Annotated in this window: 16 protein-coding genes, 1 pseudogene and 1 riboswitch; of the genes and pseudogenes, 5 read left to right on the top strand and 12 right to left on the bottom strand. The window is 44.9% G+C overall.

What is annotated here, in order from left to right; genetic code table 11:
- Positions 1-134 precede the first annotated feature (134 nt).
- A complete protein-coding gene (locus BN1002_RS01590) occupies positions 135-1,469 on the bottom strand; it encodes a hemolysin family protein (protein WP_048823311.1) in 1,335 nt (444 codons plus the stop codon).
- 288 nt (positions 1,470-1,757) lie between these two features.
- Between BN1002_RS01590 and BN1002_RS01585 the strand changes: the two genes are divergently transcribed.
- The 3 genes from BN1002_RS01585 to BN1002_RS01575 all read left to right on the top strand — a co-directional run bounded on the left by BN1002_RS01585 (position 1,758) and on the right by BN1002_RS01575 (position 4,140).
- Positions 1,758-2,489: a GT-D fold domain-containing protein gene (locus tag BN1002_RS01585; protein ID WP_048823310.1), complete on the top strand. Its 732-nt coding sequence runs from the start codon at positions 1,758-1,760 to the stop codon at positions 2,487-2,489.
- Between the two features lie 12 nt (positions 2,490-2,501).
- Positions 2,502-3,632: a glycosyltransferase gene (locus tag BN1002_RS01580; protein ID WP_052445595.1), complete on the top strand. Its 1,131-nt coding sequence runs from the start codon at positions 2,502-2,504 to the stop codon at positions 3,630-3,632.
- A gap of 148 nt (positions 3,633-3,780) precedes the next feature.
- On the top strand, positions 3,781-4,140 hold the full coding sequence (locus BN1002_RS01575; protein ID WP_048823309.1) for a hypothetical protein: 360 nt from the start codon (positions 3,781-3,783) through the stop codon (positions 4,138-4,140).
- Positions 4,141-4,149: 9 nt separating this feature from the next.
- On the opposite strand, the gene BN1002_RS01570 is transcribed toward BN1002_RS01575, so the two are convergent.
- Complete coding sequence (locus BN1002_RS01570) at positions 4,150-5,364, bottom strand: glycosyltransferase (RefSeq protein ID WP_048823308.1); 1,215 nt, start codon at positions 5,362-5,364, stop codon at positions 4,150-4,152.
- A 21-nt stretch (positions 5,365-5,385) separates the two neighbouring features.
- Positions 5,386-6,066, bottom strand: coding sequence for a glycosyltransferase family 2 protein (locus BN1002_RS01565; RefSeq protein WP_048823307.1), 681 nt, complete (start codon positions 6,064-6,066; stop codon positions 5,386-5,388).
- Positions 6,067-6,195: 129 nt separating this feature from the next.
- A riboswitch (PreQ1 riboswitch) is annotated at positions 6,196-6,240 on the top strand.
- 6 nt (positions 6,241-6,246) lie between these two features.
- On the opposite strand from BN1002_RS01565, the gene BN1002_RS01560 reads away from it, so the two are divergent.
- Positions 6,247-6,735: a QueT transporter family protein gene (locus tag BN1002_RS01560; RefSeq protein ID WP_048823306.1), complete on the top strand. Its 489-nt coding sequence runs from the start codon at positions 6,247-6,249 to the stop codon at positions 6,733-6,735.
- A gap of 53 nt (positions 6,736-6,788) precedes the next feature.
- Here BN1002_RS01560 and BN1002_RS01555 read toward each other — a convergent pair whose 3' ends face one another.
- From BN1002_RS01555 to BN1002_RS23535, 5 genes and pseudogenes are all read right to left on the bottom strand, one after another.
- Complete coding sequence (locus tag BN1002_RS01555; RefSeq protein ID WP_048823305.1) at positions 6,789-7,169, bottom strand: YbaN family protein; 381 nt, start codon at positions 7,167-7,169, stop codon at positions 6,789-6,791.
- Between the two features lie 38 nt (positions 7,170-7,207).
- Complete coding sequence (locus BN1002_RS01550) at positions 7,208-8,257, bottom strand: aldose epimerase family protein (protein ID WP_048827660.1); 1,050 nt, start codon at positions 8,255-8,257, stop codon at positions 7,208-7,210.
- A gap of 168 nt (positions 8,258-8,425) precedes the next feature.
- The gene (locus BN1002_RS01545; protein WP_048823304.1) at positions 8,426-10,609 is read right to left on the bottom strand and encodes an EAL domain-containing protein; all 2,184 of its coding nucleotides are present in this window, start codon (positions 10,607-10,609) and stop codon (positions 8,426-8,428) included.
- A 166-nt stretch (positions 10,610-10,775) separates the two neighbouring features.
- Positions 10,776-11,093 (bottom strand): annotated as a pseudogene (locus BN1002_RS01540) (redoxin domain-containing protein); the annotation flags it as partial.
- Between the two features lie 15 nt (positions 11,094-11,108).
- Positions 11,109-11,276, bottom strand: coding sequence for a hypothetical protein (locus BN1002_RS23535; RefSeq protein ID WP_156129690.1), 168 nt, complete (start codon positions 11,274-11,276; stop codon positions 11,109-11,111).
- A gap of 174 nt (positions 11,277-11,450) precedes the next feature.
- Here BN1002_RS23535 and BN1002_RS01535 point away from each other — a divergent pair, with 174 nt between their 5' ends.
- A complete protein-coding gene (locus BN1002_RS01535) occupies positions 11,451-13,133 on the top strand; it encodes a CoA-disulfide reductase (protein WP_048823302.1) in 1,683 nt (560 codons plus the stop codon).
- A gap of 236 nt (positions 13,134-13,369) precedes the next feature.
- Here the strand turns inward: BN1002_RS01535 and BN1002_RS01530 are convergent, their stop codons facing one another.
- From BN1002_RS01530 to BN1002_RS01515, 4 genes are all read right to left on the bottom strand, one after another.
- Positions 13,370-13,972 carry a class I SAM-dependent methyltransferase gene (locus tag BN1002_RS01530; protein ID WP_048827659.1) on the bottom strand — a complete coding sequence of 201 codons (603 nt, stop codon included), beginning with the start codon at positions 13,970-13,972 and terminating at the stop codon, positions 13,370-13,372.
- A gap of 21 nt (positions 13,973-13,993) precedes the next feature.
- Positions 13,994-14,740, bottom strand: a complete 747-nt coding sequence (locus tag BN1002_RS01525; protein WP_048823301.1) for an amino acid ABC transporter ATP-binding protein — start codon at positions 14,738-14,740, stop codon at positions 13,994-13,996.
- Positions 14,741-14,755: 15 nt separating this feature from the next.
- A complete protein-coding gene (locus tag BN1002_RS01520) occupies positions 14,756-15,415 on the bottom strand; it encodes an amino acid ABC transporter permease (RefSeq protein WP_048823300.1) in 660 nt (219 codons plus the stop codon).
- 76 nt (positions 15,416-15,491) lie between these two features.
- Complete coding sequence (locus BN1002_RS01515; protein ID WP_197072720.1) at positions 15,492-16,274, bottom strand: amino acid ABC transporter substrate-binding protein; 783 nt, start codon at positions 16,272-16,274, stop codon at positions 15,492-15,494.
- Between the last annotated feature and the right edge of the window lie 178 nt (positions 16,275-16,452).

The following is a 16,452-nucleotide window of genomic DNA, read 5'->3' as shown; positions in this document are numbered from 1 at the left end:
GTAGTGAACCCCCGTTGTAGTCTGTGGCAATAGATGCCTTTGATGTATCCATCCATATTACCATATAGCTTATACTTCTTTTAAGATTTTTTTGCAAAAAACCGCCGATGCATGTGCATGGCGGCTGTTTTCTATTATTCTTCAACATCAACGAGCGTTTCCCCGTCCAGAATATCGGCCCGGACCTTCTTAATGCGCCTGTCGTCCATTTCCTCTACAGTGAACATGACATTCTGATGTACGAAAGAATGCTGCTCAAGCGCGCTCGGGATGTAACCGAGATGTCCGATGACAAATCCGCTGAGCGTATCATACTCATTGAGCGGCAGATCCACCTTTAAAAGCTGTTCGACCTCGTATAAATTAGTCCGGCCGTTAATTAAATACGTTTTCTCATCGATCATAATATATTCTATATCATCGGGTCCAGGTTCATCGTATTCGTCGAAAATATTGCCGACGATTTCCTCGATGACATCTTCAATTGTGACGATTCCGTCCGTACCGCCATATTCATCAATCGCGACCGCCATATGGATATTATTTGTCTGCATATCCTTGAACAAATGATCGATGCGCTGTGACTCAAGCACGAAAAACGGCTCACGGGTCAGACTTTTCAGGCTGAACTCCTCTTTAGACCGGCTTTCAATGAATTGAAGAAGGTCTTTCGCATGGAGAATGCCAACGATATTGTCAATATGGCCGTCGTAAACCGGGAAACGGGTATACTTCTCATTTCTTACCACGCTGACGGTCCCGCTCAAAGTTGAATCAGCCGGAAGGGCGGAAATATTCGTCCGGTGGGTCATAATATCCGAAACTGTTTTGTTATTAAATTCAAACACATTATTGATCATGATTTTTTCAGCTTCCGCAATTGCCCCTTTTTCCTTCCCCACATCAACCATCATCCGAATTTCCTCTTCTGTTACATCATCTTCCTGTGCATTCGGGTCGATTCCGAACAGGCGGACAATTCCATTCATGGAAACCGTCAGCAATTTACCGAAGGGCGAGGTGATTTTTGACAGGATAATCAAAGGCTTGACGGCAAAAAAAGCAATCGGTTCGGCCTTCTGGAGAGCAAGCCGCTTCGGGACAAGCTCGCCGAGGACAAGGGTGAAATAAGACAGGACGAGCGTAATGATAATTAGCGACAGCGATTCAAGGAGACTCTGCGAAAGCGGAACGCCAGCTTCCTTCAAGAACGCACCAAGCCTGCCAGCAAAGCTTTTTCCGGCAAAAGCACTCGCCATGAAGCCGGCCAGCGTAATGCCCACTTGAATGGTCGCGAGGAAGCGGCTCGGTTCTGATAGAAAGTTATCAAGCAATTGTGCCTTTTTATCACCGTTTTCCGCCATTAATCTGATTTTATTATCATTTAAAGAGATAAAGGCAATTTCCGATGCGGCAAAAAAAGCATTAATTAGAATCAAAATAACTAGGATGAGAATTTCAAACACCATTAAAACCAGCTCCCGGGCTTATTAATCTCAATAGAATTTACTAGAGGTTGGGACAGACCATTCCCTATTAGGTTTCCGCTTGAAGGCAGGAAAATATTCTTTCCAGGGATTAAAGGCTGTCCCGAATGCTCTTCCTCTTTAATGGCATACCCTTTTATGATGAGTTCAAAAAGTTTTTCAAAGAGAAATTACAATGCCTGATAAGCACCCTCACCTTGGCGTCCCTCGGTGAATATCCTGTCAGCAGTACAGTAAGAGCAATTTGACATTTTTATGGGGGCGGCTGAGATGTATCAAGGGGACCATCTACTTACTCTCCACTATGCAGAAGAAATAATGGAGCGCTGGAGGCAGGCAATCGATCAGGGCATACCCCATTCTTTCCTTAGGCTCGGTGATTGTGAAGTGGCAGTGTGCGCACAGAATTTCCTTGTGCCGGAATTGAATGAAAAACACCCGATTGCACACAACCCTTCCTACTGCGGAGTAAAATATCCGAATTTGGAAGCGAAGGAAAGGTTGATTGAATCGTTGCGGAATGCTGATATTCTTGGACTGCTCGTCCATGAAGATTGGTATTTTTACCCGTTGAGTTCGATGATTCTGTCTTTTTATGATATCAAACCAAAGGATTTCGCTTATGCTTTTGCCAATGCTTATATAGCAAAAAGCAAACAGTTTTATGACATGTTTAAAAACGATAAAATCCTTTTGATTGGAAACAAAAGCGAACAATACAAAGATGTCCTCGAAAAGCGATATGGTTTTACAGATATACAGGGGACTTTAATGGTAAACGGGTTTTCCTCCGTCTCTGAAGTTTGTGAAAAAATGAAGACATTTGATTTTGATATCACGTTTATATCCGCAAGTGTTCCTGCAAAGTTACTTGCAGACCATGCGAAGAAAATGGGCCGTGTCGGCATTGACTTTGGTTCTGGATTTGATACGGCCATCCAAGCTGACAAGCATGGCCTTCATGCATGGGAATTTGACGGGTTTGCCAAAAATTACAGTTGAGGTGCATGCAAGTTGATAAATACTGAAGAATTCAGGGATATTCAACCCTTTTTCTTTACAGAGGAAGAATGGAGGGAATTTGAAAATCTGCATTCCCGCCCTGTTCATCATAAAAAAACTAAAATAGATCCCGTGAATACAGTCGTCATTTATCCTCCAACCATTGATTGGCATTGGATGAAACAGCGGCCCCAGCATCTCATGATGCAATTTGCGAGGCATGGCTTTGAAGTGATGTATTGCAATAAAACCCAGAGCGACCAAAAGGATGAGGAAATATCCCCGAATCTGACTCTAATCCAAAACAACCGAAGGCTGATAAAGGAAATATTACCTACCCTCAAGAGGAATGGGAAACAGATTCTGCTTTGGGTATCATGGTCCAAACTCTACCCTTTCATTGACCAATATAGCCCCGACTTTATTATCTATGACTATCTTGATGACATTCCAGAGTGGGACCCGTATTTAGAAAGCATGGCCGCAAAAAGCTGCCTAATCGTTGCCAGCGCTAAAATTTTAGAAGATAAAATTACGGCCAAGTTTCCCGGGAAGCCTTACCTATTTGTTCCTAACGGCTGTAAATTATCCGATTTCCAAAAACGTTCTATTCCCCCTCCGAAGAGGCCGAAAGAATTGAGGAATATTGACGGACCCATCCTCGGTTTCATTGGGGCATGGGCACACTGGGTTGATACAGCCCTGATGGAAAAGGTGGCCAGTGCCTTTCCCGAGGCCACTATTTGCATTATTGGAGTTGAATATGCCGCAGAGGTCGACTTAACGATTCCCAACTATCTTTATTTAGGCTATAAGGATTATAAAAAGCTTCCCCGGTATTTAGCCCATTTTGACGTATGCTTACTCCCCTTCAAGCTGAACTCGATTACACTCGCTGCTGACCCAATAAAGATTTATGAATACCTTGCCAGCGGAAAACCAGTCGTAACCACGGACCTTCCAGAACTGCGGAGGAACCCTTTTGTAAAAATTGGGACAGACACAGAATCCTTCATTCGTCACATAGATGAAATATTAACGGTAAAAAAACCTTTAAACAGAAAGGAAGTCAATCGGTGGCTGAAAAAAAACACTTGGAAAGCACGATATAAAACAATTGAAAACAAGCTGCTTGATTTATGAAATGGCAGCTTAGCATAATAAATGGCCTTCCAAATTGGAAGGCCATCGTTTTTTGCCGGCATTTAGTCGTTATGCCCATCCGCTTTAATTAGGCACTGAATAGGATGTGTGTATAATCCCTCATCTGAAAGGGGAAAGGAGCCCGACAATGGATATTGATCAACTTAAACATCTGTGGGAACAGGAAGAAGATGCAGCCGGCTTCCCTGGAGGTTTTTCTGATAAGCACAAGAAGAAAGATTGTAACGACAACTGCTTTTGCAAGGACCATAAAAGCTGTATTTGCTCCATCCTGGGATGTTTGGAAAAATCACATAAGCCCTTCAGATTCAGGACTAAAACCGGCGATGACATTATTGCTATGATAAAGTGTTTTGACAAATGCACTGGATGTGTCGTCTTGATTCAACCTGAAATGAATTCACCTAAACTCCCGGCAGTTGCTGTCATTATTTCCTGCCTGGATATTGAGAGTATTTCTTTTGAAATAGATGATCATAAGGACTAAAAGTCATCACTAAGTAGAAAGAAGGTCAAGAATTGATTTGGCTTTTTTATCCCACGTATGCTTCCGGGCCTCTTCCCTAAGCAAGCTTTTATGGACTTCATCATCCTTAAACGCAAGCGCCTGCTCCACAGATTTAATAAAATGGCCATGGTCCCGGGCTATAAAGGCTATGTTGTATTTCAAGCATTCAGGAATGGCAGTTGTGACGATCGGCTTGCCAACTGCCAGATATTCAAACAACTTAATCGGAGACGTTGCGGTTGTAACTTCATTTATTTTAAAAGGAATAACAGACACATCAAACATTGCGGCATAGGAGGGGAGCTGTTCATAAGGGAGGGGGCCAAGATAATGGACATTGACATAGCGGAGAAGCCTGCTTTTTTTTATGCTCCCGTCATAATCCAAGCCGATCAGAACGATTTGCCATGTCCTTTTGGTTGCGGCGAGCTTTTCCATCAGTTCATAATCAAACCAGTCTGCCAGAGCCCCGAAGTATCCGATAACCGGCTCCTTTCCTTTTGGAATATTCAATAACTCCTGATGCGCCTCTCCTGTTGCCTTGATGCAGAAATGATCGAAATCAACCCCATTTGTGACAAGCGCGCAACGGACAGGCTCTCTTTTTTTCAAAATATCCTCATAAAGTTGATCTGCAGTTGCAACTGCATAACAGTCCGTATTCGATAGGATGCGTTGATGCCTGGCGATAATACTCCCGGGTATCGGCCTTCCTGTTATGGAACTCGATAGTGCATCCGCATGTTCATATAGGATATCGAAACCCCGTTCTAAACAATCCTCTACAAAATCGTAACCCCTTATCATATCGCCCGAGTATAGATGGATAATCACTCGATTCGGCTGCTTTTCCAGCAATTGAAGGATTGCTTCTTCTGCCCCTGGCTCCTTCATATTTACTAGATAGCAATTCGCTTCAATCTTTTCAATACATTCCACTTTGTCATAAACATTTGCAGTACCAAAGAAATAGATGACACCTTCCCTGGCAAAATTTATCGCGATATGTTGAGGTCGCTGAAACAGCGGAATTGACCAATCAATTAATGCAGGGAAAAAAACAATCGGCTTATCAAACTCACCAGTTAAAATTGCCTCTATTTCACTTATTATTATCCCTTGTTTTCGTTTTTTTCCGGCATATTTCCTTCTCGTTTCCAGGTTTATCTTCAACTTCATTGCCTCTTTATTGCCCTTTTCCATGCTGCAGCACTCCCGTCATCATTAGCTAAAGTAAGCCGACAAGTCATTTATTTTCACTAAGGGGAGACAGTGCCTTTTTAACCGCCTGTTGTCAGCATCTGAGGTGTGATGCGAATCCTCATAGCGAATGTAGGCGTAATGGAAACGGGATGATGCATACATGGGGAGGCCAAGGCTTTTGCACTTCTCTATAAAACCTTTATCTTCTCCTATAAAAACTGGCGGAAATTTCACTTTTTCTGCTATTTCCCTTTTAAATAAAAATGTTGAACCGGCAAGAAAACCATTATTTTGATGAATGAATCTATTTTCCTTCCCTTCAAACAGAACGGCAAGCTGCTGTTCTTTTTCAAAATAAATATAAACAGTTTGTTTTCCGACCACTGCCGCATTTTTTTCCTTCATGACTGCCAATGCTTCAGTCAAATATAAGTCCCCATACCAATCATCATCATCGAACCTGGCGATGTGATCATATTTTGCATGTTTGATGGCTTCGTTAAAGCACTGGCCTAAGGGGGTCTCCTGGGGCATATGAATGATTTTTATATGTTGTCCCTCCATCCTTACATCAATGCCGTTCTGGCTCCATCCATGCAAAACGAGAATGAGTTCTTTCCCCTCCACTTGCTGCCTTTCAAAATTCTCAAAAATTTTGCCAAGGAATTCCGGCCTTTTCGTACACGTTATAATAGAAACCACCTCAACTCCCCTTTCAGGTATGTTCTATTACCTTTTAATCTATATATTTGCATAAACAGTTTAATATTCGCCGGCTAACGCTATTGACGATAAACTCTCCCAGGACTATAATAAAACCTTCGGGCCTTTGCCCGCGTGGTTCGAGAACCTCCCACGATAAAAAACTAAGGAGAGAGTAAAATGAAAATAAGGACACTTGCCGTAAACGCGGTGATTGCCGCGCTTTACATTGCGGTTACGATGCTGGTCGCGCCGCTAAGTTTCTCAAATATCCAGTTCCGTTTATCTGAGATGTTCAACCATCTCGTCGTTTTCAACAAAAAATACTTTTTTGGCATTATTCTGGGCGTATTCCTGGCGAACCTTTTCTTTTCGCCAAATCCGGGGCTTGACCTGATTTTCGGGTTCGGGCAATCTGTTCTCGCCTTGCTGATTACGATTTTCTCATCCCGGTACATTAAAGGCATTTGGGTTAGAATGGCGGTCAATACAGCCGTTTTTACTTTCACCATGTTCCTGATCGCCTGGGAATTGAACATCGCCTTGAAGTTGCCATTCTTCGCAACATGGCTGGCTGTAGCTATCGGCGAGTTCGGTGTCATGGTCATTGGAGCGCCTGTCATGGTTGCTATTAATAAGCGGCTGGATTTCAAAAAGCTTGTTGGGTAAAATAAAGCCTGCTTCCACTCGGGAGCAGGCTTTTTGTATTCCTCAGCAATCAGCTAGTTACTTGGAATGGTCTTTATTTTTGCAAAGAAATAATAGTATTTATACGCAATAGCCGCAACTAGGACTCCTCTTAACGGCCAGCTGTCGATCATGATGAATGGAATGGCGATCATGCAGTCGGCCAGAAGCAGGATAGTCATTTTCTGCCTTAACGTCATGCCGCCTTTGCGGATGAATTCCTCGAGATGTTTTTTATACAATTTCGTGCCTTTGAACCATCTCTCGAATTTCTTCGAGCCCTTCATAAAACAGTAGGAGGCCAAAAGGAGCAAAGGGGTCGTCGGTATAATCGGAAGCACAATCCCGATAATGCCGATTCCGAGTGAAATAAATCCCCCGATGACATACATCAGCCTGATTGGCGCCTTCATCATGCCCGCTCCCCCCTTTCATGCCTATCTCTCTTTATGATTTATTCCACTTTAAAAGTATACTTCGTATACGAATAATACTCCCCGTCCGGCTCAAGAACGATGGATGGGAAGCCCGGCTGGTTAATGGCATCAGGGTGCTTCTGTGTTTCGAGGCAAAGCGCCAAATAAGGTTCCGCCTTGACGCTGCCATTAATCAGAAAATCACCTTCCAGCTGGTTTGACGTATAAAGGACAACCGCTGGCTGGTTCGTTTCTACCTCCAGCACCCGGCCGCTTTCTTCACAGCTTACTCTAATGGCGGGCTGCTTGTCTCCATTCAGGACAAAAGGATGGTCATAACCCTTTCCGGCAAGTATATTCTGCGGATGGCTGGAAGACTGTCCGTCCGCAATCTTCCTTCCTTTCCGGAAATCAAACGGAGTTCCTTCGACCTCCAGGAGCCTGCCGGTTGGAATAAGCCCATTGTCCAGTTCGATAAACCGGTCACTGTCGATTTGCAGACTATGCTCCAGGACAGTGGACTTCAAATCCCCGCTCAAATTGAAATAAGTATGATTGGTCATGTTTAGGATTGTTTTTTGATCTGTGGTGCCGAAATATTCAATCATGAGTTCATTTTGGCCGGTCACCGTATAAACAGTCCGGATTGATACATTGCCGGGATAGCCTTCTTCGCCATCAGGACTTTCATATGTGAAAATCAGCTTGGCTTTGTCATGCTCCGTTTTTGTTTCCACGTTCCAAATCACTTTATCGAGTCCGCGGTCACCTCCGTGCAGATGGTTACCGTCATTGTTTTTTGCCAGGGTGTAATCCCGCCCGCCAAGGCTGAATCGGCCCTCTTTGATTCTGCCGGCGACCCTTCCGACTACCGCCCCAAAATACGGGGAATGGTTAGCATAATCATCGATATCCTTGAAGCCGAGAACGACATTTTCCGTCTTCCCGTCACGGTCGGGAACACAAATTTCTGTTATGATGCAGCCATAATCGAGACACGTCAGTTCGAAACCGCTGTTTCCTTTCACTGTGTACGCCGTGACATCTCTGCCGTCTATTTCACCAAACTTTTTTTTGACAATTTCCATTCTCAGCATCTCCTTGCTTTCCATTCTGGGTGCAATGCCATTTGAACCCATGATGTAAATGAGTTCTTCACCTCCATCATACCGTAATCCCAGTTGATTTTCCCCCACAAACTTATCATTTAGCAGAAAAAACGGATGCACCAGTTGAGGAGCATCCGCCATTGCCTTCTATGTCAATATTTCTTTTGCCAGGCTTCCTTCTATCTGGTTTGCCGGCAGTGGCCTGCTGAATAAATAACCCTGGCCGACCGTGCAGCCGTGGGCCACTAGCAAATCCATTTGCTCTCTTCGTTCGATTCCCTCCGCAATCACATGGAATCTCATATTCAATCCCATATCCAATATCGTTTTTACCATTGAATCGTCTTCCATATCATCTACGAAGGTTTTATCAATTTTAATCGTATCAATCGGAAGGTGTTTTAGATAGCTTAATGATGAGTAGCCTGTTCCGAAGTCGTCAATGGCAATCTTTACGCCAAGCTCATTCAAATCGGTTAAAATCCTGATTGATCTATCAAAATTCTGCATAATGCTCTCGGTTATTTCCAATTCAAGAGAGCCAGGATCCATGCCGGTTTCCTCAAGAGTCCTTTTGACAGAACTGACAAAGTCATCATCCTGGAATTGCCTGACTGAAATATTGACGGACATGACCATTGGGAAGTATCCATTGTCCATCCATTTTCGATGCTGTCTACACGCCTCTTTCAGTACCCAATTGCCGATTGGGACAATCAGGCCGGTTTCTTCAGCCAGAGGGATAAACTCTGAAGGCGGCACCATTCCCCTTTCCGGATGCTTCCAGCGTATAAGTGATTCAATGCCGATGATATTTCCTGTTCTCAATTCAACCTGGGGCTGATAATAAAGCTCAAATTGGTTTGAATCCAGCGCTTTGCGCAGGCCGGTTTCCATTTCCATTTTGCGTGATGAAAGTCCCTGGAGCCCGGAAGTGTAAAATTGATAATTATTTTTTCCGCGGTCTTTGGCCACATACATCGCGATATCCGCGTTCTTGATCAATGTTTCCCCGTCCATCCCATCCGAGGGATAGATACTGATTCCGATGCTTGGCGTAACATAAAATTCTTCCTGCTGAATGGCGAAGGGATTGGCAAAACTATTTAAAATGCGTTTCGCAACCTTACTGATTCCCTGCCGGTCAATATCCTCAAGAAGGATGATGAATTCATCGCCGCCTTGGCGGGAAACAATCCCTGACTCGCCGACAGTCTGGCCAAGCCGATTGGCAACTTCCTTCAATAACTGGTCGCCGACTGTATGGCCCTTTGTATCGTTAATCATTTTGAACCGGTCAAGGTCAAGGAACAGGACAGCAAGCTTTTGCTCCCGATTCCCTGACAGAGCCTGATTTAGTTTTTCCCTGAATCGGTTGCGGTTCGGCAGACCAGTCAGCCCATCGTAATAAGCCATATTTTGGATGGTCTCCTCAGCCATTTTCCTTGCTGTAATATCACGACCGACAATCTGCCTTGCCGCTCTGCCCTCAAAGAAAATAGGCATGGACACCATTTCTACGTCAATCAACTGTCCATCCATTCTGACCGCCTGGAACTCAAGGCTGATATTATCATAGCTCTCCTCTCCTATGGTCAGTTCCCTGTACCTCATCTCACTCAGTACTTTTTTCGGTATCAGTCCCGAAAGCGGAGTACCTATCAGCTCTTCTGGAGACCCGGCTCCGAAAATCTTCGCTCCCGTTTCATTTATATAATCAATTTGTCCCCTGCTGTAGACTGCAATAATATCAGGAGACATTTCAACAAGGCTTCTGTAGCGGTTTTCGCTTTCTTTTTTATCGGTAATATCAAAAAGCACTGAACTGAAATCGACCAGTTTTCCTTTTTCTACTGTCGGGATACCCCGATCCTGAATCCAGCGGATTTCGCCATCCGGCCGGATAATCCTGTAAATACTAGTAATCGCCTCGCCCCGGGAGAAAGCCAGTTCCCGCTCTGGCAAAAAGGGCAAGTCATCCGGGTGGATCACTTTTTTCCACAATTCATGATCCCGATAAAAATCGGCAAGTGAAAAACCATACAGCTTTTCAATTCCCGGGGTAATCATGAGATGATTCGTTTTCAGATCATGTGTCCAAATGGCAACATCAAGACTGTCGAAAATATCATCTAGGCGCCGTCTGTTTTTCTGAAGTTCCTCTGTTGTCAGATCGGCTCCACGAAACACCCCAATCAGCATCAACAAAGCAGCCAACAAAATGAGGGCATGCAAAAACTGATTGTTTATCGGAAGGCAAGCTGCCAGTAACACGATAATGAAGAAAATAAATATTGCTTTCCCTCTTTTAGTGAATAGTATCTTTCTCATAGTGACCCCTTAATGCCAATGACAATATTCGGCATTTTTCTCTTGCCTTAAACATACCAAAAATTACGCATTGCCTCAATGTTGTTTTTTTGCGAATAGTGTGAAAGAGTCTCTGCGGCAAAAAAATAACTGTTTGCCGTGTTTTGGCAAACAGTTATTGATTTTGTTATTGTCCCCCGACCTTTTGGGCCGCATAGGGAATGATGTCCCCAACCTGTTCCCCGAACGGATCCAGCTGTTGTGACTCAAGGACATTTCCGTCTTTATCCAGGATGGCAAAGCCCCTATATGACTTTGGTCCGCTCGGATCCTTCATCTTAGCTTTTTCAATCAGAGTCAAATATTTGTCAGAAAGGAGTGTATAATCCAGCCCCAGCTCCTCTTTCATTGCCTTATGATCCTCCGGTGAGGATGCGCTCAGGGCATAAATATCCCCCGGGAATTCAGCAAATAATTCTTTGTTATTCTGCAGCTCGACCAGCTGCGATTTGCAATAGTCTCAGGTGTTGCCGGTAAAGAAGAATACGAGAGTAGGTTTGTCCTTGTTTTCCAGGGAAACTTCCTTCCCTTTGTCATCAAGCAGCGCTTTATTCCCAGAACAGCCGCCTAGTACCAAGGCAAAGGCCATCAACAGGAAAAAGCCCAGTATGTATTTGCGCTTCTGCATACCTTTTCCCCTTTCAAGAGAAGTTGTGTCTAGTATACCTTATCGTGCAGTTACTGGAAGAATCAAGTTTGTGAACAATTTAGCAACAACCAATAACTGCTTTGACTTTCATATACCCTAAGGGGTATAATAGCGGTAATGAATCTATAAATTCCTTTTGAAAGGTTGGTATATATGGGCAAAAAAATCTTGATTGTCGGCGGAGTAGCGGGCGGCGCAACAGCAGCAGCCAGGCTTCGCAGGCTTGATGAATCTGCAACTATTATTCTATTTGAACGCGGGCAATATATATCTTTCGCGAATTGCGGGCTTCCGTATTACATCGGCGGCACAATCACAGACCGCGGCAAACTCCTTGTGCAGACTGTCGAGGGCATGTCGAACAGGTTCAACCTGGATATCCGGAACTTGAGCGAGGTAACAAAAATACACCGCAGCAGAAAAACAGTCGAAGTCAAAAATCTCAAAACGGGTGAAACGTATGAGGAATCCTATGACAAACTGATCCTTTCACCTGGCGCGAGCCCTATAAAGCCGCCCATTCCAGGAATTGATGAGGCAGATGCTTTATTCACCTTAAGGAATATACCGGATACCGATAAAATTAAATCCTATGCGGATGAGAAAAAGCCGGGGAAGGCAGCTGTCATCGGCGGAGGCTTCATTGGCGTCGAGATGGCGGAAAACCTGTGGGATCTCGGCATTGAAGTCACGGTAGTGGAAATGGGCAAGCAGGTCATGGCTCCGCTTGATTTCGAAATGGCATCCATTCTTCATGGCCATATGAAAGAAAAAGGCGTTAATCTCATATTGGAGGACGGCGTTGCTTCTTTTGGAAATAACGGAAAGACGATTGTTCTGAACAGCGGGCGGAAAATCGAGACCGATATGATTATCCTGGCCATCGGCGTCCGTCCGGAAAACCAGCTTGCCCAAGAGGCGGGATTGAAAATTGGTGAACGCGGCGGAATTGTCGTTAACAGCCATCTGCAGACAGAAGATCATGATATTTACGCGATTGGCGATGCCATTGAAGTGACTGACTTCATTAATGGAAAACCAACGCAAATACCACTTGCATGGCCTGCCAACCGCCAGGGGCGCCTCGCAGCCGACCACATCAGCGGACTACAGGCAAAATACAACGGCACACTTGGCACTTCGATTGCAAAAGTTTTCGACCTTGCTGCCGGGGCTACCGGGAATAATGAGAAAACACTGAACAGGCTAGGCATCCCTTTTGAAGTTGTCCATGTCCATCCAGGTTCCCATGCCGGCTATTATCCGGGAGCAGCACCAATCGCACTGAAGCTTATTTTTGACAAAGAAACAGGGAAAATTTTCGGGGCCCAGGCAATCGGCAAGGATGGCGTGGACAAACGGATTGATGTTATCGCAACTGCGATTAAAGGCGGGCTGACGATTTATGATTTGCCTGATCTGGAATTATCCTACGCACCGCCATTTTCCTCGGCGAAGGACCCGGTCAATATCGCGGGCTATGCCGCGGTCAATATTGCCGACGGCCTCGTGGAAACAGTCCAATGGCATGAAATTGATGAAATCGTCGCTGGCGGAGGCATGCTTATAGATGTTCGTGAACACGCAGAACGGGAAAGAGGATTTATTAAAGGCTCCACTTGCATCCCGCTGAACGAACTTCGCGAGCGCGCCGTCGAGCTTCCGAAGAATGAAACAATTTATGTATCATGCCAGGTAGGTCTGCGCGGCTATCTTGCCGCGAGAATCCTTGAACAGCACGGCATCAAGGTGAAAAACCTCGACGGCGGCTATAAGACTTACTCCTCTGTGTACGATGCGGCCGCGACTAACTGTGGAAAACCTGTTAAAGAGTAAAAATTGCGAATGCCTCCTGATTCGGGAGGCTTTTTTTGCTTTTCGGGTGTCTGAAAATTGAGATAGTATCAAATTCCCCAATTAATTGAACAAAAAACCTCCATAATTAATCGAAACCATCGACTTTACAAATATGCAGCCTTTTTTCTAATAAAAGCAGTCGTCAGATGTTCCGATTGATTTAGAACGCGAACAGCAAAAAACACTCCGAAATTGGAGTGTTTGAATAAACTGAGCTATCTCAATTGGTATACAAGAAATCGTTCGTTGCTATTTTTCTCGGCCAGCCTTGGCAGCGGAATATTGCGGACAAGTTCAAATGGCGTTTGAAACTCAAGGAACTGCATATAGTCCAGGGAGGGATAATAAAGAATTATGTCTATTTCCCTAGGATTCTTCTCAACAGACTCGAGGATCCGGTTGGCCACTTTTGCAAAAATAGCGAGAGTGAACGGATTGAAAAAATAAAACCGGTTATCATCCGGCTGAATTTCATATTCCTCAGCCAGGCAGCATTGAAAAGAGATCTTGCCTTGGCGCTTCTTCATCTTGGCCAGGTATCCGTTTAAATTTCCCATTGCTTCATGCCAAAAAATCTCATTCATTTCAATGCCAACAGCGCTGGCATTAAATAAATAATTGGCATAGAACGCCAGCCTGCCCTTGCCGCAGCCAATATCGACAAGCCGGTCCCTGCTTGAAAGCTGATATTCGGAAAATAGGACTTCCAAGGCTTCGTACGGAGTCGGCTCATAAGGGTGGTAATGAATCGACTTTAAAAAGCCTTTCTGGCTGCCGACTGTCTTTATATTCAGCAAGGCGTCTTGATAGCGTTCCATATCCAAATGACATCTCTTCCTTTATTTCAGGCTCCGCGTCAAAAATGCTTTCGTCCGCTCATTGCGCGGGTTTGTGAAAATTTCTGATGGCAAGCCTGATTCGATGATTTCGCCGTTATCCATGAAAACAACCCGGTCGGCCACTTCGCGTGCAAAGCCCATTTCGTGCGTCACGACAATCATCGTCATACGCTCCTCGGCGAGCTTCTTCATCACCTGGAGCACCTCGCCTGTTAGTTCGGGATCGAGCGCGGAGGTCGGCTCATCAAAGAGAAGGATTTCCGGATCCATCATGAGAGCCCGGGCAATCGCTACCCGCTGTTTCTGTCCTCCCGACAGATTGGCCGGGTAGGCATTCAGATGGCTCGTGAGGCCGATTTTTGCAAGGAGTTCCCCTGTCCTGCTTCCCAATCCTTCCGAAGCTTCCTTCTTGACGAGTTTAGGCGCCAGTTCAAGGTTCTGTTTAACCGTGAGGTGAGGAAACAGGTTAAAATGCTGGAACACCATGCCCATTTTCGAGGCAATCCTTCTAGTTTCCTGCTGGCTCGGGTAATTCCCGTCCTTGACGAGGTATTCTCCCTCTATCGCAATACTGCCGCCCTCCACTTTCTCAAGCTGGACGAGGCTGCGGAGCATCGTGCTTTTGCCGGAACCGGAAGGCCCGATGACCGCAATGACTTCATTTTTATTTACTTGAAAGGAAATATCCTTCAATACTTCGACAGGGCCGAAAGACTTTTTCAGATTGTTTACTTCAATCATAGCCATTTTCCCCACCCCTTTCTATATAAATTTAAAGCGCCGCTCAACCCATTTAAAGAAAGCTGTCAAAACGAGTGTCATGGCCAGATAAATGATGCCTGCGACGAAAAATGGAGCAATTGTAAAATCCCTGTTCACGGCCGTCTGGGCAAAGTGCAGCAATTCAGGGACCGCTACCGCATATAGAAGTGCTGTGTCTTTCACAAGCGTGACCGATTCGTTCGCTACCGCCGGCAGGGCGATGCGGAACATTTGCGGCAGGATGACACGGACGGTTGTCTGCCATTTGTTCAGGCCAAGCACCTGCGAAGCCTCATATTGGCCTTTATCGATCGCCAGCAGGCCGCCCCGGAAAATCTCTGCAAAATAAGCCGCATAGTTCAGCACAAAGCCCAAAGAAGCCGCAACGAATCTGTCGAGCACCAAATATTCCCCGATAACGGGAATCATCGGCAGCCCAAAGCAGATGAACAGCAGCTGGAGCAAAAGCGGCGTTCCGCGCATCACATAAATATATCCCTGCGCCAGCCAGGACAGCGGCCTGAAGCTGCTTTTCACCGCCAGCGTCAGCAAAAAACCGAGCGGGATGGATGCGATGATGGCAATGAAAAAGAGCAGGATCGTCATTTTTGCGCCTTCAAGCATCGGTCCGCTGATGGAAATAATATAGTCGAGAGACATAGGAATTCCTCCGTAGGTAAAAGCGAAACAAAACAGGGTTCCAATAGGAACTCCTGTCCTGTTTATCGTTCAGCTATTATTTTAGTATCTTATCTTCCCCGAACCACTTGTTTGAAACTTCGGCGGCTTTGCCGTTCTCGTTCATTTTATCGAGGGCTTTTTGGAGCTTTTCAAGCAATTCTTCATTTCCTTTTTTCACGCCGATTCCGTATTGCTCGGGAGCGAGTGCTTCATCAAGGACTTTAAAGGTGCCTTCTTCTTTTGTCATGTAGTAATCAATGACCACTTCATCAATGACTACCGCATCAAGACGTCCGCTCTTCAGATCATTAAGCGCCATGACATTGTCGGCAAACTCTGTGACGTCTTTTACTTTGGATTTTACCGGGTTGGCATCAAGCGCGTCAGACGCTGAAGATAGTGATTGCAATCCGACTACCTTGCCTTCAAGATCTGCAAGCTTGCCAATTTTCGAATCAGCTAAAGTGACGACCACTTGGGCATTTTCAAGATATGGTTTTGTAAAAAGAACTTTCTTCTTCCGGTCATCGGTAATAGTGTAACCGTTCCAAATCAGGTCAATCCGTCCGCTGCTCAGTTCGGACTCTTTTGTTTTCCAGTCGATTGGCTGGAATTTTGCCTTCATGCCCATTTGCTCTGCTGCCGCTTTCGCATAATCAATATCGAAGCCGACTAATTTGTTGTTTTCATCACGGAAACCCATCGGCGCAAATTTATCATCAATTCCAATGACGAGTGTATCGCCTTTCCCCTTGCCGGAAGTCGAGCTGCCCGAACATCCAGTCAGTACCATAAACAGTGCAGAAATTAAAAAGACTACCATCCCAAGACGTTTCATCAATCTTACCACCCTTTTGTTAGTTTTATTTTTGTTAAAACGCTTTAGTGCGTTACCATATTATCACACTATCAGATTATAACACTAAAATTTTAATTGAACAACCATCTTTTTTATATAGGTTGAAATAAAGATTGGCATTTAAACTGATAAGGGGTGGCTGATTTCCGCTCCGGGC

The organism is Bacillus sp. B-jedd (genome assembly GCF_000821085.1).
In the GTDB taxonomy this organism is placed as follows: Bacteria; Bacillota; Bacilli; order Bacillales; family Cytobacillaceae; genus Bacillus_D.
The sequence above is the reverse complement of the archived record's forward strand: the minus strand, read 5'-3'. Positions and strand labels throughout refer to the sequence as shown.